Annotated in this window: 19 protein-coding genes; 11 read left to right on the top strand and 8 right to left on the bottom strand. The window is 65.2% G+C overall.

The features are described from left to right. Positions 1–19 precede the first annotated feature (19 nt). Both ACQ4N9_RS00665 and ACQ4N9_RS00660 read right to left on the bottom strand, forming a co-directional pair. Positions 20–2,380: a DNA polymerase II gene (locus ACQ4N9_RS00665; protein WP_390967603.1), complete on the bottom strand. Its 2,361-nt coding sequence runs from the start codon at positions 2,378–2,380 to the stop codon at positions 20–22. 55 nt (positions 2,381–2,435) lie between these two features. Beyond that, a complete protein-coding gene (locus tag ACQ4N9_RS00660) occupies positions 2,436–3,632 on the bottom strand; it encodes an MFS transporter (protein WP_390967628.1) in 1,197 nt (398 codons plus the stop codon). Positions 3,633–3,750: 118 nt separating this feature from the next. Between ACQ4N9_RS00660 and ACQ4N9_RS00655 the strand changes: the two genes are divergently transcribed. Beyond that, on the top strand, positions 3,751–4,662 hold the full coding sequence (locus ACQ4N9_RS00655) for a LysR family transcriptional regulator (protein ID WP_390967602.1): 912 nt from the start codon (positions 3,751–3,753) through the stop codon (positions 4,660–4,662). On the opposite strand, the gene ACQ4N9_RS00650 is transcribed toward ACQ4N9_RS00655, so the two are convergent. Then, a complete protein-coding gene (locus tag ACQ4N9_RS00650; protein ID WP_390967601.1) occupies positions 4,643–5,563 on the bottom strand; it encodes a LysR substrate-binding domain-containing protein in 921 nt (306 codons plus the stop codon). The two genes, ACQ4N9_RS00655 and ACQ4N9_RS00650, sit on opposite strands and share 20 nt — an antisense overlap. A gap of 170 nt (positions 5,564–5,733) precedes the next feature. Between ACQ4N9_RS00650 and ACQ4N9_RS00645 the strand changes: the two genes are divergently transcribed. From ACQ4N9_RS00645 to ACQ4N9_RS00610, 8 genes are all read left to right on the top strand, one after another. Next, positions 5,734–6,510 carry a YqcI/YcgG family protein gene (locus ACQ4N9_RS00645; protein ID WP_390967600.1) on the top strand — a complete coding sequence of 259 codons (777 nt, stop codon included), beginning with the start codon at positions 5,734–5,736 and terminating at the stop codon, positions 6,508–6,510. A gap of 2 nt (positions 6,511–6,512) precedes the next feature. Then, positions 6,513–7,142, top strand: coding sequence for a LysE family translocator (locus tag ACQ4N9_RS00640; RefSeq protein WP_125464542.1), 630 nt, complete (start codon positions 6,513–6,515; stop codon positions 7,140–7,142). Positions 7,143–7,176: 34 nt separating this feature from the next. After that, a complete protein-coding gene (locus ACQ4N9_RS00635) occupies positions 7,177–8,268 on the top strand; it encodes a hypothetical protein (protein ID WP_390967599.1) in 1,092 nt (363 codons plus the stop codon). Between the two features lie 92 nt (positions 8,269–8,360). Next, entirely contained in the window at positions 8,361–9,080 is a 720-nt protein-coding gene (locus tag ACQ4N9_RS00630; RefSeq protein ID WP_390967598.1) for a sel1 repeat family protein, read from the top strand. A 90-nt stretch (positions 9,081–9,170) separates the two neighbouring features. Further along, the gene (locus ACQ4N9_RS00625; RefSeq protein ID WP_125859123.1) at positions 9,171–9,869 is read left to right on the top strand and encodes an AzlC family ABC transporter permease; all 699 of its coding nucleotides are present in this window, start codon (positions 9,171–9,173) and stop codon (positions 9,867–9,869) included. After that, complete coding sequence (locus ACQ4N9_RS00620; protein WP_125464545.1) at positions 9,866–10,180, top strand: AzlD domain-containing protein; 315 nt, start codon at positions 9,866–9,868, stop codon at positions 10,178–10,180. The genes ACQ4N9_RS00625 and ACQ4N9_RS00620 overlap by 4 nt, the downstream gene beginning before the upstream one ends. After that, positions 10,177–11,010, top strand: a complete 834-nt coding sequence (locus tag ACQ4N9_RS00615; RefSeq protein WP_390967597.1) for an AraC family transcriptional regulator — start codon at positions 10,177–10,179, stop codon at positions 11,008–11,010. The genes ACQ4N9_RS00620 and ACQ4N9_RS00615 overlap by 4 nt, the downstream gene beginning before the upstream one ends. Before the next feature lie 75 nt (positions 11,011–11,085). Then, positions 11,086–11,313 carry a hypothetical protein gene (locus tag ACQ4N9_RS00610; protein ID WP_110996175.1) on the top strand — a complete coding sequence of 76 codons (228 nt, stop codon included), beginning with the start codon at positions 11,086–11,088 and terminating at the stop codon, positions 11,311–11,313. A gap of 67 nt (positions 11,314–11,380) precedes the next feature. Here the strand turns inward: ACQ4N9_RS00610 and ACQ4N9_RS00605 are convergent, their stop codons facing one another. The 5 genes from ACQ4N9_RS00605 to ACQ4N9_RS00585 all read right to left on the bottom strand — a co-directional run bounded on the left by ACQ4N9_RS00605 (position 11,381) and on the right by ACQ4N9_RS00585 (position 16,940). Further along, positions 11,381–11,863 (bottom strand): copper chaperone PCu(A)C, encoded by a 483-nt coding sequence (locus ACQ4N9_RS00605; protein ID WP_110996176.1) that lies wholly within the window; start codon positions 11,861–11,863, stop codon positions 11,381–11,383. Then, positions 11,864–12,472 (bottom strand): SCO family protein, encoded by a 609-nt coding sequence (locus ACQ4N9_RS00600; RefSeq protein WP_390967596.1) that lies wholly within the window; start codon positions 12,470–12,472, stop codon positions 11,864–11,866. A 282-nt stretch (positions 12,473–12,754) separates the two neighbouring features. Beyond that, positions 12,755–13,339, bottom strand: coding sequence for a Fe-S biogenesis protein NfuA (nfuA, locus tag ACQ4N9_RS00595; RefSeq protein ID WP_110996563.1), 585 nt, complete (start codon positions 13,337–13,339; stop codon positions 12,755–12,757). A gap of 57 nt (positions 13,340–13,396) precedes the next feature. Continuing rightward, the gene (locus tag ACQ4N9_RS00590) at positions 13,397–14,431 is read right to left on the bottom strand and encodes an acyltransferase family protein (protein ID WP_258704586.1); all 1,035 of its coding nucleotides are present in this window, start codon (positions 14,429–14,431) and stop codon (positions 13,397–13,399) included. A gap of 208 nt (positions 14,432–14,639) precedes the next feature. After that, on the bottom strand, positions 14,640–16,940 hold the full coding sequence (locus tag ACQ4N9_RS00585) for a fatty acid cis/trans isomerase (protein ID WP_323828955.1): 2,301 nt from the start codon (positions 16,938–16,940) through the stop codon (positions 14,640–14,642). A 175-nt stretch (positions 16,941–17,115) separates the two neighbouring features. Here ACQ4N9_RS00585 and metH point away from each other — a divergent pair, with 175 nt between their 5' ends. After that, positions 17,116–20,823, top strand: coding sequence for a methionine synthase (metH, locus tag ACQ4N9_RS00580; RefSeq protein WP_390967595.1), 3,708 nt, complete (start codon positions 17,116–17,118; stop codon positions 20,821–20,823). A gap of 154 nt (positions 20,824–20,977) precedes the next feature. Further along, positions 20,978–21,196 (top strand): DUF2970 domain-containing protein, encoded by a 219-nt coding sequence (locus tag ACQ4N9_RS00575; protein WP_347149631.1) that lies wholly within the window; start codon positions 20,978–20,980, stop codon positions 21,194–21,196. Positions 21,197–21,452: the final 256 nt, after the last annotated feature.

The following is a 21,452-nucleotide window of genomic DNA, read 5'->3' as shown; positions in this document are numbered from 1 at the left end:
ATGAGGTGGATATGTACCGTCAGAACAGCGGCAGTTGCTGGCCGGTCAGCGCCGCGAAGTCATCGCCCACGAACGGCAGGATGGCGTCGGCCACCGGCTGCAACTGACGACTCAGGTAGTGCTGGTGGTCGATGGGGGACTGGCGGTTCTCCAGCGGTTCGGGGCCTGAGGTGGTGATCAGGTAGCTGATCCAGCCGCCGTTCTGGTACTGCTTGGGACGCCCCAGCCGGGCGTTGTATTCATCGGCCAGGCGCGCGGCGCGCACATGGGGCGGCACGTTGCGCTGGTAGTCGGCCAAGGGCCGGCGCAGGCGCTTGCGGTACACCAGCAGTTCGTCATCCTCGCCCGCCAGCAGGCGCTGCACGGTTTCACGCACGTAGTCGCGATACGGCTGGCCACGGAACACCCGCCCGTAAAGCGTTTGCTGGAACTGCCGGGCCAGGGGCGACCAATCGGTGCGCACCGACTCCAGGCCCTTGTAGACCACGTCCTCGCTGCCATCCTGGCGCTGTACCAGGCCGGCGTAGCGCTTCTTGCTGCCCTCTTCGGTGCCGCGGATGGTAGGCATCAGGAAGCGCCGGTAATGGGTTTCGAACTGCAGTTCCAAGGCGCTGTTCAGCCCCATGGTTTCGCCCAGGTGCTGGCGCCACCATTGATTGACCTCGGCCACCAGCGCACGGCCGATGCGCGCCGCGGCCTCCTCGCCATGGGCGCCCTTGAGCCAGACGAAGGTGGAGTCGGTGTCGCCGTAAATCACGTCGTAGCCCCGCGCCTCCACCAGTGCCCGGGTCTGGCGCATGATCTGGTGGCCGCGCATGGTGATCGACGAGGCCAGGCGCGGGTCGAAGAACCGGCAACCACTGGAACCGAGCACGCCGTAGAAGGCGTTCATGATGATCTTCAGCGCCTGGGACAACGGCGCATTGCCGTCGCGCTTGGCGGCCTCGCGCCCTTGCCACACGCGCTCGACGATGGCCGGCAGGCAGTGCTCGCTGCGCGAGAAGCGCCCGCCCCGGAAACCCTCGACCGAGTGCGCGTCGTCCGGCTGGCGCAGGCCTTCAACCAGGCCCACCGGGTCGATCAGGAAGGTGCGGATGATCGACGGGTACAGGCTCTTGTAGTCGAGCACCAGTACCGAGTCGTACAGCCCCGGGCGCGAGTCCATGACGAAGCCGCCAGGGCTGGCTTCGTCGGGGCGGCTGCCCAGGTTGGGCGCGACAAAACCCAGGCGGTGCATGGGCGGAATATACAGATGACAGAACGCAGCCACCGAGCCGCCACTGCGGTCCACCGGCAGGCCGGTGACGCTGGCGCGTTCCAGCAGGAAGTCGAGCAGCCGGGTGTGGGCGAAGATCCGCGTGACCAGTTCACAGTCCTTGAGGTTGTAGCGGGCCAGTGCCGGCTTGTCCTCGGCGAACTGGCGGTTGATCTCGTCCATGCGCTGGTAGGGGGTGCTGATGGCCTTGCCCTCGCCGAGCAACTGCTGGGCCACGCTCTCCAGGCTGAACGAGGGGAAACTCCAGGTGGCTGAACGCAGCGCCTCGATGCCATCGATCAGCAGCCGCCCCGGTGCTTCGGCGAAAAAGTGGCTGCGGCTGCCATGCTCGCGCAGGTGCAGCGGCGCGCCGTCACGGCCCAGGCACAGCGGCACGTTCAGCCGCTTGGCGTGTTCGTGCAGCAAGCGCAGGTCGAACTGCACCAGGTTCCAGCCGATGATCGCGTCGGGGTCGTGGCGCGCCAGCCACTGGTTGAGACAGTGGATCAGCCCGGCGTGGTCGTCGCAGTAGTGCAGGTCGAAATCCACCTGGCTGGCATCGCCATTGGCCGGGCCCAGCATGTACACCGTGCGCTGGCCGCAGCCTTCCAGGCCGATGCTGTACAGCTCGCCACGCTCGCTGGTCTCGATGTCGAGGGAGACCAGGCGCAGCGGCGGGCGGTAGTCGGGGTCGGGCTTGAGCTGGGCGTCGATCAGCGTGCCGTTGGCATCCGGCCGGCCATCGAAACGCACCGGGGCGGTGATGAAGCGCTCCATCAGATAGCGCTCGGGCGGACGGATATCGGCTTCGAACACCTCGATGCCGGCAGCGCGCAGGCGCTTGTCGAGGGCGATCAGTTGACGGTGCTGACGGCAGTACAGGCCCAGCACCGGGCGCTGGTCGAAGTCGCGCAGTTGCAGCGGCTTGAGCTCGACCCCCTGCTCACCGGCCAGCAGCAGCCGGGCATGCTCGGCCTGGGCGACGGGGATGAACGCCACCGACGGTTGCGGCGCCAGGCGCAAGTGGCGTGGGCCCTGGTCGGTGGCCAGCCAGAACTCGACACAGGTGCCTTCGGGCGTGTCGTGCCAATGGCGGGTGAGGACAAAGCCCTGTTGGCGCTGCACTGCGTGGTCCTTGCTTGGTTTGCTGGAGGGCGATTCTACACCCTGCAGCGGCCGATCAGCGTGCGCCAGCGACGAATCCGGCGCGGCGCCCGGCAAACACCAGCAGCCAGGCCAGCCCGGTGAGCGCCAGCACCACGCCACCGAACGAGCCGACCCCGGGCCCGGTCAACAGCAGCCCGCCAATAATCCCGCCCAGGGCGATCGCAGTGTTCCACACCGTCACCAACATCGACTGCGCCACATCGCCGCCCTCGCCCGCCGCGTCGGCGCAGGCGGTCTGCAGCAGGGTCGGGGCGCCGCCATAGGTCAGCCCCCACAAGGCCACGCTGGCATGCACCAGCCAGGCCGAACCCTGGGTGTGCCCCAGGGCCAACGTGGCCACGGCGAAACCGGCCAGGCACAGCAGCACCAGGCCGCGCAGATGGCGGTCGACGCCGAGCCCGACCAGGGCGATGCCCGCCAGCGAAGCCAGGCCGAAGGTCATCAGCACCTGGCCGACATCGGCGCCCATGCCGGCCGCCGCCAGCAGCGGCACGATGTAGGTGTAGAGGATGTTGTGGCCGAGGATCCACGCCAGGATCACCAGCAGCACCCGCGCCACCCCTGGGGTACGCAGCACGCCCAGCGCGGCCGGGCGCTTGCCGGCGGACTGGCCGGGGAAGTCCGGCACCGCGCGCAGCACCCAGGCCACCAGCAGCAAGGCCGCCAGGGTGACCACCACGAAGGCGGCGCGCCACCCTAGCCAGGCGCCCAGCCAGGTGCCGATGGGCAAGCCCAGCGACAAGGCGATGGGCTGGCCGAGCATGGCCAGCGCCATCGCCTTGCCTTGTTGTGCCGGTGCCACCATGCGCCGCGCATGCCCGGCGATCAGGCCCCAGGCCAGGCCGGCGGCGGCGCCGGTGAGAAAGCGCAGCAGCAAGGTCAGCTGATTGTCGCTGGACAGCGCGGTCAGGCCGTTGAACAGGATGAAACCGGCGATGGCCAGCAGCAGCGCCCGGCGCCGCCGCCAGCCTTGGGTCAGGGTGACCAGCGGGATGGCGGTGAGCAACGAACCCAGCGCGTAGGCGGTGACCCATTGCCCGGCCATGGCCTGGCTGATGTGCATGCCGTTGGCGACCTGGTCGAGCAGACCGGCGGGCAGGGTTTCGCTGAGGATGGCGATAAAGCCGGTCAGGGCCAGGGCCAGCAGCCCGCTCAAGGGCAGGCGCGTGGCGCTGGCGGGCGCCGCTACGGCGGTGAAGGCAGGGTTCATGGGGGTGTCGTCCTGGGCAATGATCAAGGCAGGCATCTTGCGGCGCCGAGGCACTGCGGAAAAAGATGGGTAGAATTCCGCTCACCCAGGACATCAACGTCCGCAATCGGAGCACGACATGGACAGCCTCAGCGGTTTCGTGGTTTTCAACCGGGTTGCCGAAACCCGCAGCTTCGTCGCTGCCGGCCAGTCGCTGGGCATCAGTGCCTCGGCGGTGGGCAAACGCGTGGCGCGCCTGGAGGGCCGCCTGGGCGTGCGGTTGTTCCACCGCAGCACCCGCAGCATCACCCTGACCGCCGAGGGCGCGCTGTTTCTCGAGCGCAGCCGGCGCATCCTCGCCGAGATCGAAGCCACCGAGCAGGAACTGTCGCAGGCCAATGGCGCCCCACGCGGGCGGCTGCGGGTAAGCCTGCCGCAGGTGACCGGGCTGGTGATGCCGGCACTGGCCGAGTTCATGGCGCGCTACCCGGACATCGAGCTGGACCTGGACTTCAGCGACCGCATGGTCGACATCATCGGCGAGGGTTTTGACGTAGTGATGCGCGGTGGCCAACCGCTGGATTCGCGCCTGAACGCCAAGTTCCTCGGCCATTTCCAGCACCGCCTGGTGGCCTCCCCCGACTACCTGCGCGAGCATGGCCTGCCCGAGCACCCGCGCGAGCTGGCCGGCCACCGCTGCCTGCACTACCGCTTCCCCAGCAGTGGCAAGCTGGAAACCTGGCCGCTGCGCCGCGAACACCCCGAGCAGGACTATGAGATTCCCATCTCGATGGTCTGCAACCACGTCGAGACGCGCATCTGCTTTGCCCTCAACCACCGCGGCATTACCTGCCTGCCTGATTTCAGCGTGCGCGCCGCGCTGGCCAGCGGCAGCCTGGTGAGCGTGCTCGACGACTTCATCGAACGGCGCGGCAGCTTCTACCTGCTGTGGCCGTCGGGGCGGCAGGTGCCGCCGCGATTGCGGGTGTTCATCGACTTCATGCTCGAACGGGTGTTCCCCGGCAACGGGCTCAGCCGTACAGGTAACTGATGTCCTTGTGCGCCAGGGCCGGCACCCGGGCCAGCAGGTAGTCGCGCAGCTTGTGCATCTGCCGGGCCTTGGGGCTGGATTTGAGCCAGGTCATGTAATAACCGTCGCCGGTCGCGACTGCCTGCGGGAAGGGCGTGACCAGGTTGCCGGCGGCCAGGTCGGCGCTGGCCAGCACCAGGTCGACCACCGATATGCCCAGGCCCTGCTGGGCCGCCGAGATGCCCTGGTCGAGGGTATCGAACACCTGGCCCTGGTCGATGCTGATGTGCGGCGCATCCACCCGCGCCAGCCAGCGCCGCCAGTCGCGCCGGTCCGGTGAAGGGTGAAGCAGCTCGCAGCCTTCGAGCACGGCCAGGTCCGGGGCGGGCCCGGGCAGGTAGTCGGGGTGGCAGACCGGGATCAGCCATTCATCGAACAGCTTCAGGCTCTCGATATCTGCCGGGAAACGCCCGTTGCCAAGCAGGATGGCGCAGTCGTAAGGCTCGGAGTAGAAGTCCACGGCGTCGATGTCCATCCACACGCTCGACAGCTGCACCGCGCAGCTGTTGTCGACCTTCTTGAAACCGTCCAGCGCGCGCAGCAGCCAGCGCACCGTCAGCGTGGACGGCGCCTTCAGGCGCAGGCCGTAGCGGTCCTGGCGCAGCAAGGCACAGGCGTTTTCGATGATCTTGAAGCCGACCTTGAGTTCCTCGGCCAGCAGCCGGCCATGCTCGGTCAGGCGCAGCTTGGGGCCGCGCCGCTCGAACAGGTCGCAGCCGAACAAGGCTTCGAGTGTCTTGATGTGATGGCTGACCGCGCCCTGGGTCAGCGCCAGCTCCTGGGCGGCGCGGGTGAAGGAGCCATAGCGCGAGGCGACTTCGAAGGCACGCAGGGCGTGCAGGGCCTGAATCCGTTCCGACATAGAGGCTTCCAGAGCATGAGCGAGACTAATAGTTGGTCATAGTTCCAGGCGTTTTACAACCTGTGACCCTTCTCGGAAAATGCCGGAAACAACAAATATAGAGCGGTTAACCGTATGGATATGCCGGTAAAACCACCTTAACTGCCGATTTGCGACTACCTGGGGAAATCATGTTTACGGGTTATGGAAATTGCTACCGCCTGGATGCGCTGGAGCTGGCCGATGAACATGTTCAGAACCCACACCACTGGACACACAAGGCCATAGAACACTTCAAGGAAACCCTCGCCAACCCTGACTTCCCTTGCCTGTTCGGGCGCAAGGCGGTCAATGCGCGCACCTGCCACATCCTCTTCGCCCGTGCAGAGCAACTGGCCGACGACATCGCCCGGGGCCTTGCCGACTACATCGCCACCATCGAGCCCATACCGCTCAAGCAGCGCATCGGCAACCCGTTGCTGGTGTTCCTGCAAACCGCCGCCGACACCTCGCTGCAACACCAGCAGGCCCTGGCCTGGGACGTACTGCGACAGGTGCACAGCCGTGATCCCCAGCCCTGGCCACACGAGGTGCCACAAGACCCGCACGATAATCAGTGGTCGTTCTGCTTCGCCGGCATGCCGCTGTTCATCAACATGAACTTCCCTGCCCACCGCCTGATGAAAAGCCGCAACCTGGGCCGACACATTGCCTGGGTGATCAACCCGCGGGAAAGTTTCGACGAGGTGGCCAGTGCCAGCACCGCCAGCGGCCAGCGGATCCGCGCACGCATCCGCGAGCGGGTGCAGCACTACAACGATGGCCTGATGCCGGCCTCGCTGGGCTTCTTCGGCCAGCACGACAACTTCGAATGGCAACAGTACCAACTGCAGGAGCCCGGCTCGCTGAACCCGGCCCGCTGCCCATTCCATGCCCCCGCAACACCTGACCCTTTGATCGAGAACTGAACGTGAATACCGCACTCACCGCCACCTACGCCCTCACCGTCCTGCTGCTGATCGCCACACCTGGCCCGGTGGTGGCGTTGATCGTCAACACCGCCGCCGCCGCCGGCTCGCGCAAGGCCCTGTTCACCGCCATCGGCACCAACTGGGCCTCACTGGTGCTGATCGGTGTCGCGGCCTGGATCATCATGACCAGCGCAGCCATCGACAAAACCTGGCTCAACGGCATGAGCCTGCTGGGCTGCCTGTTCATCGGCTATATCGCTGTGGGCACCCTGCGCGAAGCCCTGCAGGCCCCACCAGCACAGCAGGCCGCAGCCGAAGCGCCAGCGGCCACCCGCGGCGGTCTGCTGCAGGGGTTCATGGTCGGCATCTCCAATCCCAAGGACATCATCTTCTTCATCTCGTTCTTCCCGCAGTTCATCCAGATCACCGAGTCGTTCGGCAAAAGCATGGTGGTGCTGTCACTGCTGTGGATCGCCATCGACTTCGCCGTGCTCAGCCTGTACATCTTCGCCATCGGCAAGATCGCCTCGCAGCGCAGCAACCGCCTGATCAGCCTGGCTTCGGGGGTTGCCCTGCTACTGATCGCCGGCGTGGGCCTGGCCTACAACCTCAAGGCCCTGGCGGCCTGAGCCCTGCCGTGCGGCACGCCGCCAAGGAGCGTCCATGACCCTGATCGCCAGGCCCACGACAGGTGTTGCGCAGCCGTTGCAAGACAGCTATCAGCGCTTCCTGCAGCTGGGCAGCCGCCGCGCACCGCAGACACTGTACGTGCACGAACAGGGCTATCGCTCCAGCACCATCAACACCGACGCACAGGGGATGCGCTACAGCCATCGCGCCGGCAAGCGCTTCTCGGTGGCCGAGTGCGCAGGCGCTGGGCGCATCAACCTGCTGGTGGGGGGCTCTACCGCGCTGGGGGTCGGTGCCAGCTCCGATGAACATACGGTGGCGTCCAATCTGTCGCTGCTGACTGGCGAGACCTGGCTAAGCCTGGCCGGCTGCGGGCTCAACGCCACCCAGGAGTTGCTGCTGTTCCTCACCCATCAGCACCGCTTTGGCCAGCTCGGCCATGTGGTGGTACTGAGCGGGTTGAACACCCTCGCCCAGGAGGCATTGGTCGAGATACTCGCCGCTGCCCATGACCCGCAGAGCTCGCAGGCCCACCTGGCGTTTCTCAATCGCTTCAACGAGGGGGTGCAGGACACCGTGCCGGCGCACCACGCATCATGGTGGCAGCTGCTGCGGCATGCCGTTGCACCTCGCCAGGCGCCGCAGTGGCCGACGCTCGATGCCTTGTCGCCCGCGGACAAACGCCTGGCCCGCGCCGCCGACAGCATCGGCCGCACCTTGCGCCAATGGGAACGGCTGCTGGCAGACGACCATACCAGCCTGACCTTCATCCTCCAGCCGCTGCTGCCCTGGTGCCGCGAGACGCTGCCCGCCGGCGAACAATCGATGCTGGCCGGGCTGGTGAAGCAACCGACGAACTTCGATCGCCTGCTCGGTGACAGTTACGACCGCCAGCTGCATTCGGCGTTCTTTCGACGCATCAGAAGCCAGGCCGAGCCGGTCCCTTGCTACGACATGAACTGCATGCTCAGCAGCTCACCGGCTTTTGCCGAAGACCTGTTCGTCGATCGCCTGCACTTCAACGATCAAGGCAACAATGCCCTGGCCAAGGTGATCACCGCCAAGCTGGGCCTGGCCCAGGAAAAACACGCGCAACGCAGGGTGCCGCCGGCCAAGCAGGGCTGATAGGGGTTTCCCGGACTTCCGGCGAGCGGACGAGGATGGCTAGAATACGCTGTCGTCGCACCTGATTTGCCTGAGGCACTCCCGCACCTGCCATGACCATTCAAGCCGTCTACCCGCGCCTGGGGCTTAGCGCCCTGCGTGCGGCCTGTCTGCCGCTGCTGCTGACGACGTTCGCTGCCCAGGCGCTGGAGGTGAGCATCGACCCGCATGCTGACCTGCTCTACCGCCAGGCCTTGCCGTTACTGGAACAGGCGGACGTGGCAGACGACAGCGCCAGCCCGTTGCGTACCGCTGCAAGCGACCCCGAACTGAGCCGCCAGGGCCAGGCCATGGCCCGCACCCTGCCCACGGCAGTGGCGCTGTTGAAGAAATCAGTGGCGCTCGATCACCCGGTCGCGCAGTACCGCCTGGCGCTGTACTACATCACCTTCCTGCCGACTACGCAGATTCCGGACGCTGCCTGTCCCCTGCTGGAAGCCAGCCTCAAGCAAGGTTTTGCCCCGCCTGCACTGGCCATTGCCCGTTGGTGTCGGCCCTACAACAGCAGCCCTGCCTACCGCGAGGCGCTGGAGTCGATCCCCCGCATGGCCACCCTGTATGCGCCCTACTACCCGCAGCCGGCCACCCGCCTGACCTGCAGCCGCAGCCGGCCACAGGGCCTGGCGTTGCAGTGGGGGCGCCAGCGCGACTACCAGGCCGAAGTCTTGCGCCTGCTCAGTGACCTCGACCCCGTGCGGCGCCAGGCTTTGCTACAGAAGGCGGTGGAAATCAACGGCTGCGCGACGGCGCAACAGCACTTGAGCAATCGCTGAGCCCTTGGCGGCAAACCAGCAAGAACGTTCAAGCCAGCGGGCGACACCTCTGGCATGCTGGCCCACCCTGTCGATTCGTTGTCGTGCCCCATGCCCAACCCCACCTTAGCCCGCCAGGCATTCGTCCATGGCGCCATCGCCATCCTGCCGCTGTCACTGGCCGTCGCCCCCTGGGGGCTGCTTGCCGGTTCCATGGCCATCGAAGCCAACCTCAGTGCCTGGCAAGGCCAGGGGTTATCGGCCATTGTCTTCGCCGGTGCCGCACAACTGGTGGCGATCGGCATGCTCAAGGGCGGCGCCAACCTGTTCTCGATCCTGCTCACCACGCTGCTGCTGACCTCACAACACCTGCTTTACGGGCTGTCGATGCGGCCCGTGCTGTCGGGGTTGCCGACGCGCTGGCGACTGGGGTTGGGGTTCCTGCTCACCGATGAGTTCTTCGCCCTGACCAGCCACCACGACCAGCAGCAGTTCAACCGCTGGTACGCCCTGGGGGTGGGCCTGACCTTCTACGTGGCGTGGAACCTGTTCACCCTGGCCGGCATCATCCTCGGCCAGAACATCCCGCACCTGGATCAGCTGGGCCTGGACTTCTCCATTGTCGCCACCTTTGTCGCGCTGATCGCGCCGCTGGTGCGCAACCTGCCCACGGTGGTGTGCGTGGCGGTGTCGCTGTTCTGCTCGGTGCTGTTCAGCTTCTGGCACTGGGAAACCGCGTTGGTGGCGGCCGGCCTGCTGGGCATGGCCGCGGGCTTCATCTGTCAGAAATTCTCCGGAGGCCGCCCATGATCTGGCTGCTGATCTTCGCCATGGGGGCGGTGGTATTCCTCAACCGTTATGCCTTTCTGGAACCGCGCCTGCCCTTGCGGTTGAGCTCCAACGCCCGGCAGTTCCTCGGTTTTGCCGTGCCCGGCATGCTCACCGCCATCTGCGGGCCGATCATCTTCCTGCCTGGCCACCAGCTCGATCTGAACCCGCTCAACCCCTACCTGCTCGGCGCGCTGGTGGCCATCACCCTGGTGCTGTTGACCCGCAGCGTATTGCTGAGCATGCTGGCGAGCATGCTGATCTTCTTCCTGCTGCGCAGCTGGCTGGCATGACCACGCCCCAACGCGAACAGACCCACCTGTGGCAAGCACCGGCGCTGGGCGACGTCGAGATGCTGCACGCCCGCTACTTCCAGCAGCGCTTCGCCCCGCATGTGCACGAGGGCTACGTGTTCACGGTGATCGAGTCTGGCGCCCAGCGCTTCTGGCACCGTGGCAGCGAGCACCTGGCGCCGGTGGGCAGCATGGTGTTGATCAACCCCGACGAGTTGCACACCGGTGCCACCGCCCACGAGGCCGGTTGGCGCTACCGTGGGTTCTACCCCGAATGCGCACGGGTCACCGGGGTGCTCGACGAGCTGGAACTGGGCCGCCACGGCATGCCGCTGTTCAAGGCCAGCGTCATCCAGGACCCGGCACTGGCCGCGGCTTTCAGCCAGCTGAACCAGCGTTCGGAGGCCGGTGCCAGCGCCCTCGAACAACAGACTGCCTGGCGCCAGGCGGTATTGGCGCTGGTGCAGCGCCATGGCCATTGCGCCGAGCCCGCCGCCCCCGGCCATGAGCCATTGGCGGTAGCCCGCGCCCGCGAGTTGCTGGAAAGCCAGCTGGCCGACCCGCCGTCGCTGGAAACCCTGGCGGCGGCGGTGAACCTCTCGCCCTTCCACTTCGCCCGGGTATTTCGCCAGGCCACCGGCCTGCCACCCCATGCCTGGCTCAAGCAGCGCCGCCTGACCCGCGCCCGGGAATTGCTGCGCAGCGGCCTGCCGGCCCTGGAAGTCGCCTTCAACCTGGGTTTTGCCGACCAGAGCCACTTCAGCCGACAGTTCAAACAGGCCTATGGCGTCACCCCAGGCGCTTACCGCCAGGCCTGCCTTACCCCCTGACAGCGTGCGGCAATCCACCCCAGGCAGCCTGGCAGGCCACTGCTACACTCAAGGGGCTGAACGGAGGATCCCGCCATGTCCGAACGTGAAATCACCAATCTGCTGTCGCTGATGACCCAGCGCCAGGCCAACTTGAGCAGCGCCTGCAAGGAAATCGCCGACTGGATCGATCGCCAGGGCGACGTGCCCGCCGCCGGCAAGATCCGCGCAAGCCTCAAGGCCTTGGAAGCCGACGAAGCGCAGGTGCGCAAGACGCTGACGTCACTGAGTATCGAACGCCCGCTGCCGCGCTTTCGTAGCTGAACGCACATCGCGGGAGACTGTACACCTGGCTGAAAAAGTGAGGGCCGCATAAGCGGCCCCAACTGGATCAGTGCTTCATGTGCATGTGATCATGCCCGCCGCCCGCCTCGGCAGTGAGCGGGCGCACCGTTGCCTGCACCTGCAGGGTTTCCTTGGCGCCCTTGGCATCTTCGATGGTCAGGGTCAGTGGCACCTGCTCACCGTCCTTTACCTGCTGGTTAAGGCCCATCAACATCACGTGCAAGCCATTCGGGTCGAGGGTGACCGGCTTGCCGGCCGGCAGTTCGACCGCCTTGACCTCACGCATGCCCATCACGTCGCCATTCATGGTCATTTCGTGCACCTGCACGGTCTTGGCTACGGGCGATGCCACGCTTACCAGTTTGCTGTCGCTGCTGGCGGTGAGGGTCATGAAGGCACCGGTGGATTGCTGGTGCGGCACACTGGCGCGCACCCAGGCGTCGCTCACGGTGGTCTGGGCGAAGGCCGGCAGGGCCAGGCCGAACAGAGCCAGGGCAGCCAGGGTGCGTTTGATCGGTTGCATCGACATTCAGCAAATCTCCATCAGGGTGAGCAGGTCTTCGGTGCATTCCTTGGCATTGAGGGAATGGCCGAGGCTCAGGCGCAGGGTGCCACGGGTATCGTAGACGTAGCTGGTGGACGAGTGAGAGACGGTATAGGTGTCGCCGACCGGGACTTTTTCGTAGAACACCTTGAACTCCCGAGCCACTTCGGCGATTTCCTCGGGGGTGCCGGTCAGGGCGATGATCGAAGGGTCGAACGCCTTGACGTAGGCATCGAGCACTTCGGGGGTGTCGCGTTCCGGGTCCAGGGTGATGAGCACTGGCTGGAACAGCTCGAGGTCACGGCCGCGGAGCAACTTGCGGATCTGCGCCACGCGCGCCAGCGCAGTCGGGCAGACCGCCGGGCACTGGGTGAAGCCGAAGAAGATCATCGGCATGCTGCCGTAGAAGCTCGACAGGGAGCGTTCGTTGCCCTGGGTGTCCTTGAGCTTGAATTTGCGCCCGAGGATCTCGTTGCTCATGTTCTTGCCGTACTTGAAGTCCAGGCCACGGGCCGGGTTGCAACCCGCCAACAGGCCAAGCCCCAGTACGCCCATCCCGGCGACTACCGCGCGCCGGGTCAACAGATCAGTCATGGAACCATCCTTTACAGGGAAGGTGCCGGCCCTTGGGATGGGCCGGCCAGAAAACCGGGGCATTCTGTCATGCCACCCCCTGGCCATCCACCCGACCCGGGGTGGATCGGGCTGCAGCCCTTTGAATACGGGGCGCGACCGGTTGTCGCAGGGGTTGAATCCGTAACAGTTTGTTGCTAGGGATCAAGGCAGGCATCGTCTAAAAGCATCGCGGGGCAAGCCCGCTCCCACGCAGGTTTGTGTGCGTGGGAGCGGGCTTGCCCCGCGATAGGAAGAAACACCTTAGTAGTAGGCGTTTTCTTTCTGGCTGTGGTCAGTCACGTCACGCACGCCCTTGAGCTCCGGAATGCGCTCGAGCAGGGTGCGCTCGATGCCTTCCTTGAGCGTCACGTCGGCCTGGCCGCAACCCTGGCAACCACCGCCGAACTGCAGCACGGCAATGCCGTCATCGACCACGTCGACCAGGCTCACGGCGCCGCCGTGGCTGGCCAGGCCCGGGTTGATCTCGGTCTGCAGGTAGTAGTTGATCCGCTCGTTGATCGGGCTGTCTTCGTTGACCATCGGCACCTTGGCGTTAGGGGCCTTGATGGTCAGCTGGCCGCCCATGCGGTCGGTGGCGTAGTCGACCAGCGCGTCTTCGAGAAACGGCACGCTGACGGCGTCCAGGTAAGCGGTGAAGCTCTTCAGGCCCACCGGCTCGTCGTCGGGCTTTTCTTCGCCTGGCTTGCAGTAGGCGATGCAGGTTTCGGCGTACTGGGTGCCCGGCTGGGTGATGAAAATACGGATGCCGATCCCCGGCGTGTTCTGCTTGGAGAGCAGATCGGCCAGGTAATCATGGGCGGCGTCGGTAATAGTTATAGCGCTCATGGAAGTTCCTCACAGACTTGCCGGCAGTGTACGCCAACCCGTGCCCCGAACAAAGTCCTAGTATTTGACTCGGGATAGCGCCAGCGCGGGTTCCGCGGCCGCGGGAGCCGCCAACCAGGCCTTGAGCCGCCCATACAGGCCACGTTCCAGCCAGTGATAGCTGAACCACGACATTAGTCCGATTGACGGCACGCACAGGGCGAATACCAGGTACGGGTTCAGGCGCAGCCGCTGGCTGGCGAACAAGCCGGCGTAAAGCACCAGCACATGGATCAGGTACACCGAATAGGAGCAGTCGCCCAGCATCTTGAGCAGCCGGTTGCCTTTGAAGTACGGCTCCAGGGCAATGAACGCCAGTACCACCAGCGCGCTGGGCAGGCCCCAGTGCAACAGGCGCTGCGAGGCGTCCAGGTGATAGAGCGCGAAGCCCGCCAGCGCCAGCAGCCCCAATGGCAGCCATAGCCCCTCGCGGATCAGCCCGCGCCGGTACAGCACCCCCAGGCCGATGCCCAGCAGGAATTCGTAGACGATGTCGTTGTTGTAGAAACGGCTGAGCACACCCAGGCGGCCGAGCACTTCGCTGACCAGCAACAGCGCCGCCGTCACCAGCAACAGGTGATGGCGCTGGCGCACCAGGAAGGCCAGGCCGAACAGCAGGTAGAAGAACATCTCGAAGTTCAGCGTCCAGCCGACGTTGAGCGTGGGGTACAGGCCATAGCCACCGGGGTTCTCGGCCGGGATGAACAGCAGCGACAACAAAAGGTGCTGCCACTCGAATACCTGGTGCGGCATCCAGCGGCTGGCGATCAGCATCAATACGGCCATCAACAGGGTGTAGAACCAGTAGGCCGGGACGATGCGCAAGGCGCGGTTGAGCAGGAACTGGCCGGGGGCGATGTCCTTGTCGCGGGTGGACAGGTAGATCACCAGCCCGCTGATCACGAAGAAGATATCCACCCCCACCGCACCGCGCTCGGCGAGCAGTTGGCCGATCGGGCCGCTGGCGTGGAAGTCGAAGAAGATCTGCCGGAAGTGGTGGCAAACCACCACCCAGGCGGCGAATGCGCGCAGAGCTTGAAGCGAATACAGCATGAAATACCTGCGATTGCCGGTGCATTGAGGCCTTCGCGAGCGCGTTGCGCTCGTTCGCGGGTAAACCCGCTCCCACAGGTACTGTGCTGAACCCAAGGTCTGCACTATCCCTGTGGGAGCGGGTTTACCCGCGAAGGGCTGCAAGGCAGCCCCAAAGCCTGTTCACCCACTCCGACCGCAGGATGCCGCGAATGTCCCGGCTGACCGATCAGAGGTTCTCGTAGCGGTTCATGTCCAGCACGCCCTCTTCCACCGGATCGGTCTCCTGCAGGTAGCGGCTCAGGTCATGGAAGTAGCGCCAGAACTCGGGATGGCTGCGGCGTACGCCCCAGCGCATGACCACCCGCTCGAACTTCGCCGTGTCGTCACGGGCGGCCTCCAGGTCTTCGACAAACTCCGGTACATCCTTGGCCGGCACATTGAAGATGAAGTTGGGATAGCTGCTGAGCACGCCGGGGTACAGCGTGAGGGTGTCCAGCCCAGGCTGGTAGCGGTACGCCTCGCCAAGCAGGAAGGCCACATTGCTGTGGGCGCGGTTGCGCAGCAGGCTGTAGACCTGGCGCTGGCCGCCCTGCCCTTCGATACGCAGCATCGTCGCCTCGGGCAACTGGCCGATCACCTTCAGGCCGGCAGCCGGGCGCGAGACCAGACGGCTGAGCGACTGCTCGACATCACGGAACTCCTCGCTCATCTGTGGCCGCGAGCAGAAGGCCCCCTGACAGCGGTTGATCGGGTCGGGCGCGGCATTCAGGCTGCCGGTGCGCTGCAGCAACTTGAGACCGAAATCGCGCTTGGGGTCGTGCTTGTCGAGCTTGAGGGCACTGGGGGTGTCGGTGTCGATGTCGGTGTAGTCCATCCACATCTTCACCTTGCCGCTGTTCTGGTACCAGTCGCCGAGGATCTCGCCGCGCTTGTTGGCCGGCATCAGGCGCAGGAAATTGACCTCGGCGCCGTTGCGGATCAGGTCGAAGTACAGGCGGGTCTGCAACTGGTGCGAGACGTTGCCGAACACGTCGAAGTTCACCGCCAGCTGGTAATAGGTGCGCTCGAACAGCGGGTAGTCGAACAGCCACATGGTCAACGGCACATCGCCGATCAGGCCCTTGGTGACCGAGGCGCTGTCGAAGTGGCGGAAGATGCTCAGCAGGGCATTGTCGTTACCCGCCCACAGGGTCGACCAGCTCGGCGCGGGCTGCTCGGCATAGGCCTCGCGGCGCAGCGCCTCGTAGTCGTTGCGCTTGTCGCGATAGGCGTGCCACAGGCTCAACACGCTGCCCACGTCGTCGATCTGGCCCGGCATGGCCAGCAACGGCGTGGCCTCGCCACGGTAGCGCGCATCGGTGATGTAGAGGTCGTGGGCCGGTTCCTGGAACAGCGCCCAGAAGTTGTCACGGATCACGTCGGTGGCGATCTGCCCACGGCACACCGGGCCACGGATGAAGGTACGCACGAAATATTCGGCGTTATCCAGCATGAACTGGTAGCGCGCCACCGCCGGGATCGCCTCGAAGGTTTCGAACGGGTTGGCGCGGTGGCGCGGGCCGTAACCGGGCAGCGCATCGGCGTGCCAGTCGCCGCTGTAGAACAGCTGCTTGACCCGCTTGAGCTTCTGCGGGCCCATCGGGTAGGTGATGTGGGTCTTGTGCACGATCACACCCTGCACCGGGATCAGCCGGTAGTAGAAGTCGGTGCCGGGCGGGTCGTTGGGGCGGCGGGTGGCGATCAGGTCGACCGGCTGGCCGCTGGGCGTGCGCGAGCGTACCCACTGGAAGAAGTGGCCCTGCTCGCCGCCCTTGAAATAGATGTGGGCGAGGAACAGGTGCTCGTACAGCCAGCGGCCGACCAGCGCTTCGGTCGAACCCGGGCGGTTGAGCAACTCTTCCCAGTCGGCGATCTGCTGCGCTTCGACGGCACTTGGCTGGATCGGGGTCTTCTCCACCGGGGCACCGGCCGCCAGCCAGCGCTGCAGGGTCTGGTACTCCTGGTCGGTCAGGCCGGTCACCGCCAACGGCATGCCCTCCTTGGGGTGGGCGCCGGCGTAGGCGTCGAACTCGTGGGGCATGGGGCACATGTTGTTGCGGTTGAGCCCCAGCACGATCTCTTCGGGCAGCTTGGCGTTGGGCGTGAGCGGGGTCTTGTGGCCCAGCTCGAGCATGCGTGCCATCAGCGCGGCCTGGCTGCCCTGCTTGTCCAGCACCGAATAGAAGCCCTGCTTGCGCCAGCCGGCCTCGTCACGGGCGTCATAGAACAGCCGGGTGGTGGGCACCGCCTTGCTGCGCTCGCCCTGATAGACCGGCACCTTGGAGGCGCCGCGCTCGGCGCCTTCGGCACTGCCCAGGTTGAGCTGGCAGGCAGCATCGTTGCAGGCGTGGCAGGCCACGCACTTCTCGGTGAAGATCGGTTGAATGTCCCGGGTGTATGAAACCGCCGGGCTGGATTGCGGGGCCTGCGCGAACGCCGCGCCACTGATCAGCAGTGCGAAGGCGCTGGCAAGAATGCGAAACAGCATGTGCCGAATGTCCTGGTTACTTGAAGCCATCACGATGTGCCTGGCGGGTCCTGAGGTGTGGGCGGCGCACCACATAAACATGAGCGAAATTCATGCAAATGGGCAGAGCGCCTAAAATCCATGCAGCTTTGTTATTATTCGGCACCTTCTGATATTCGCCCGACCAGGTAGTCCTATGTCCGACCGCAGCGCTCGTTACCAAGCACTCCAGAAAGCACTCAAAGAGCGCATCCTGATCCTCGACGGCGGCATGGGTACTATGATCCAGAGTTACCGCCTCGAGGAACACGACTATCGTGGCACGCGCTTCGCCGATTGGCCAAGCGACGTGAAGGGCAACAACGACCTGCTGCTGCTCAGCCGCCCCGATGTGATCGCGGCGATCGAGAAAGCCTACCTGGACGCCGGCGCCGACATCCTCGAAACCAACACCTTCAACGCCACGCAAATTTCCCAGGCCGACTACGGCATGGAAGCGCTGGTGTACGAGCTCAACGTTGAAGGCGCGCGCATCGCCCGCCAGGTGGCCGACGCGAAAACCCTGGAAACCCCGGACAAGCCGCGCTTCGTCGCCGGCGTGCTCGGCCCGACCAGCCGCACCTGCTCGATTTCCCCCGACGTCAACGACCCGGGCTATCGCAACGTCACCTTCGACGAACTGGTGGTGAACTACATCGAGGCCACCCGTGGCCTGATCGAGGGCGGCGCCGACCTGATCCTGATCGAAACCATCTTCGACACCCTCAACGCCAAGGCGGCGATCTTCGCCGTGCAGCAGGTGTTCGAGGAAGACGCTGTCGAACTGCCGATCATGATCTCCGGCACCATCACCGATGCCTCCGGCCGCACCCTGTCCGGGCAGACCACCGAAGCGTTCTGGAACTCGGTGCGCCACGCCAAGCCGATCTCCATCGGCCTGAACTGTGCCCTGGGCGCCAAGGATCTGCGCCCGTACCTGGAAGAGCTGTCGGGCAAGGCCGGCACCTTCGTTTCGGCGCACCCCAACGCCGGCCTGCCGAACGCCTTCGGCGAATACGATGAAACCCCGGCCGAAATGGCGGCAGTGGTCGAGGAGTTCGCCGCCAGCGGCTTCCTCAACATCATCGGCGGCTGCTGCGGCACCACCCCGCCGCACATCCAGGCCATCGCCGAGGCCGTGGCCAAGTACAAACCGCGTGAAATCCCGGACATCCCCAAGGCTTGCCGCCTGTCGGGCCTGGAGCCGTTCACCATCGATCGCCAGTCGCTGTTCGTCAACGTCGGCGAGCGCACCAACATCACCGGTTCCGCCAAGTTCGCCCGGCTGATCCGTGAAGAGAACTACACCGAAGCGCTTGAGGTCGCCCTGCAGCAGGTCGAGGCCGGCGCCCAGGTGATCGACATCAACATGGACGAAGGGATGCTCGACTCCCAGGCCGCCATGGTCCGCTTCCTCAACCTGATCGCCGGCGAGCCGGACATCTCCCGCGTGCCGATCATGATCGACTCCTCCAAGTGGGAGGTGATCGAGGCGGGCCTCAAGTGCATCCAGGGCAAGGGCATCGTCAACTCGATCTCGATGAAGGAAGGCGTCGAGCAGTTCAAGCACCACGCCCGCCTGTGCAAGCGCTACGGCGCCGCCGTGGTGGTGATGGCCTTCGACGAAGTCGGCCAGGCCGACACCGCCGCGCGCAAGAAAGAGATCTGCCAGCGCAGCTACGACATCCTGGTCAATGAAGTGGGCTTCCCGCCGGAAGACATCATCTTCGACCCGAACATCTTCGCCGTCGCCACCGGCATCGAGGAGCACAACAACTACGCCGTCGACTTCATCGAGGCGTGTGCCTATATCCGCGACCACCTGCCCTACGCCCTGACCTCGGGCGGGGTGTCCAACGTGTCGTTCTCGTTCCGTGGCAACAACCCGGTGCGCGAGGCGATCCACTCGGTGTTCCTGTATCACGCCATCCAGAACGGCCTGACCATGGGTATCGTCAACGCCGGCCAGCTGGAAATCTACGACGAAATCCCCGCCGCGCTGCGCGAGAAGGTCGAGGACGTGGTGCTCAACCGCACCCCCGAAGGCACCGACGCCCTGCTGGCCATCGCCGACGACTACAAAGGCGGCGGCGCCACCAAGGAAGTCGAGAACGAAGCCTGGCGCTCGCTGCCGGTCGACAAGCGCCTGGAACACGCCCTGGTCAAGGGCATCACCGCGCACATCGTTGAAGACACCGAGGAGTGCCGCCAGCAATGCGCGCGCCCGATCGAGGTGATCGAAGGCCCGCTGATGAGCGGCATGAACGTGGTCGGCGACCTGTTCGGCGCCGGCAAGATGTTCCTGCCCCAGGTGGTGAAATCGGCCCGGGTGATGAAGCAGGCCGTGGCCCACCTGATCCCGTTCATCGAAGCGGAGAAAGGCGACAAGCCCGAAGCCAAGGGCAAGATCCTCATGGCCACGGTCAAAGGCGACGTGCATGACATCGGCAAGAACATCGTGGGCGTGGTACTGGGTTGCAACGGCTACGACATCGTCGACCTGGGCGTGATGGTGCCGGCCGAGAAGATCCTGCAGACCGCCCGCGAGCAGAAGTGCGACATCATCGGCCTGTCCGGCCTGATTACCCCGTCGCTGGACGAGATGGTCCACGTAGCCCGCGAGATGCAGCGCCAGGACTTCCACCTGCCGTTGATGATCGGTGGCGCCACCACCTCCAAGGCCCACACCGCGGTGAAGATCGAGCCCAAGTACTCGAACGATGCCGTGGTCTACGTCACCGACGCCTCGCGCGCGGTGGGCGTGGCCACCCAGCTGCTGTCCAAGGAGCTCAAGGCCGGCTTCGTCGAGAAGACCCGCGCCGAATACGTCGAGGTGCGCGAGCGCACCGCCAACCGCAGCGCCCGCACCGAGCGCCTGAGCTATGCCCAGGCCATCGCCGCCAAGCCGCAATACGATTGGGCCGGCTACCAGGCCGCGGTGCCGTCCTTCACCGGCGTGAAGGTACTGGACAACATCGATCTGCGCACCCTGGCCGAGTACATCGACTGGACGCCGTTCTTCATCTCCTGGGACCTGGCCGGCAAGTTCCCGCGCATCCTCACCGACGAAGTCGTCGGCGAGGCGGCCACCTCGCTGTACCAGGACGCCCGCGAGATGCTCGACAAGCTCATCGACGAAAAGCTGATCAGTGCCCGCGCGGTGTTCGGCTTCTGGCCGGCCAACCAGGTCAAGCATGACGACATCGAGGTGTATGGCGAAGACGGCAAACCGCTGGCCACCCTGCATCACCTGCGCCAGCAGACCATCAAGCCTGACGGCAAGCCGAACTGGTCGTTGGCCGACTTCGTCGCGCCGAAGGACAGTGGCGTGACCGACTACGTGGGTGGCTTCATCACCACCGCCGGCATCGGTGCCGAGGAAGTCGCCAAGGCCTACCAGGACAAGGGCGACGACTACAGCTCGATCATGGTCAAGGCCCTGGCCGACCGCCTGGCCGAGGCCTGCGCCGAATGGCTGCACGAGCAGGTGCGTAAAGAGCACTGGGGTTATGCCAAGGACGAGCACCTGGACAACGAAGCGCTGATCAAGGAGCAGTACAGCGGTATCCGCCCTGCCCCTGGCTACCCGGCTTGCCCGGACCACACCGAGAAGGAAACCCTGTTCCGCCTGCTCGATGGCAGCGCCATCGGCGAAACCGGCCCGAGCGGGGTGTTCCTCACCGAGCACTTCGCCATGTTCCCGGCGGCGGCGGTCAGCGGCTGGTACTTCGCCCATCCGCAAGCGCAGTACTTCGCCGTGGGCAAGGTGGACAAGGACCAGGTTGAGCAATACAGCGAGCGCAAGGGCCAGGACCTGAGCGTGAGCGAGCGCTGGCTGGCGCCGAACCTGGGTTACGACAGCTAAGGCTGCGACGGCCCCATCGCCGGCAAGCCGGCTCCCACAAGGACAGCGCTTGGCCTGAGTGCCTTGCAAATCCTGTGGGAGCCGGCTTGCCGGCGATAGGCTCGGAACATTCACCTACACTGTCCCTGATTGCCTCTGACCCAAGGAGCCAACCATGGACGATTCCAGCCAAGGCAAACCACCCACCTTCTGGCAGATGCTGCAGAGCATCCTCGCCGCCGCCTTCGGCGTGCAAAGCGGCAAGAACCGCGCCCGCGACTTCACCTACGGCAAGGCCAGCCACTTCATCGTGATGGGCACCGTGTTCACCCTGGTCTTCATCTTCGTGCTGATCGGGCTGGTGCAGCTGGCGATGCATCTGACTGCGCGCTAGACACACATGCAATCCCTGTAGGAGCGGCGCGCAAGCCATCAGGTCACGATGAAATGGATGCTGAACGCAAACCGCCCGCGGATATCCACTCCGCGGGCGGTTCAGGTTTGTTTCACGGTTTATGGCGGCCCGTTACTGGTGGCTGACCCAATACACGGCGGTGACCACCACCAGCACGATCAGGCACAGGATCGCCCAGGCGTCGACACTGCTGTCAGCTTTGCGGACCTTGGTTGAGTTTCCCATTGCATTGCCT

It is taken from the genome of Pseudomonas sp. ES1, assembly GCF_050586605.1.
GTDB classification, from domain to species: domain Bacteria; phylum Pseudomonadota; class Gammaproteobacteria; order Pseudomonadales; family Pseudomonadaceae; genus Aquipseudomonas; species Aquipseudomonas sichuanensis.
The sequence above is the reverse complement of the archived record's forward strand: the minus strand, read 5'-3'. Positions and strand labels throughout refer to the sequence as shown.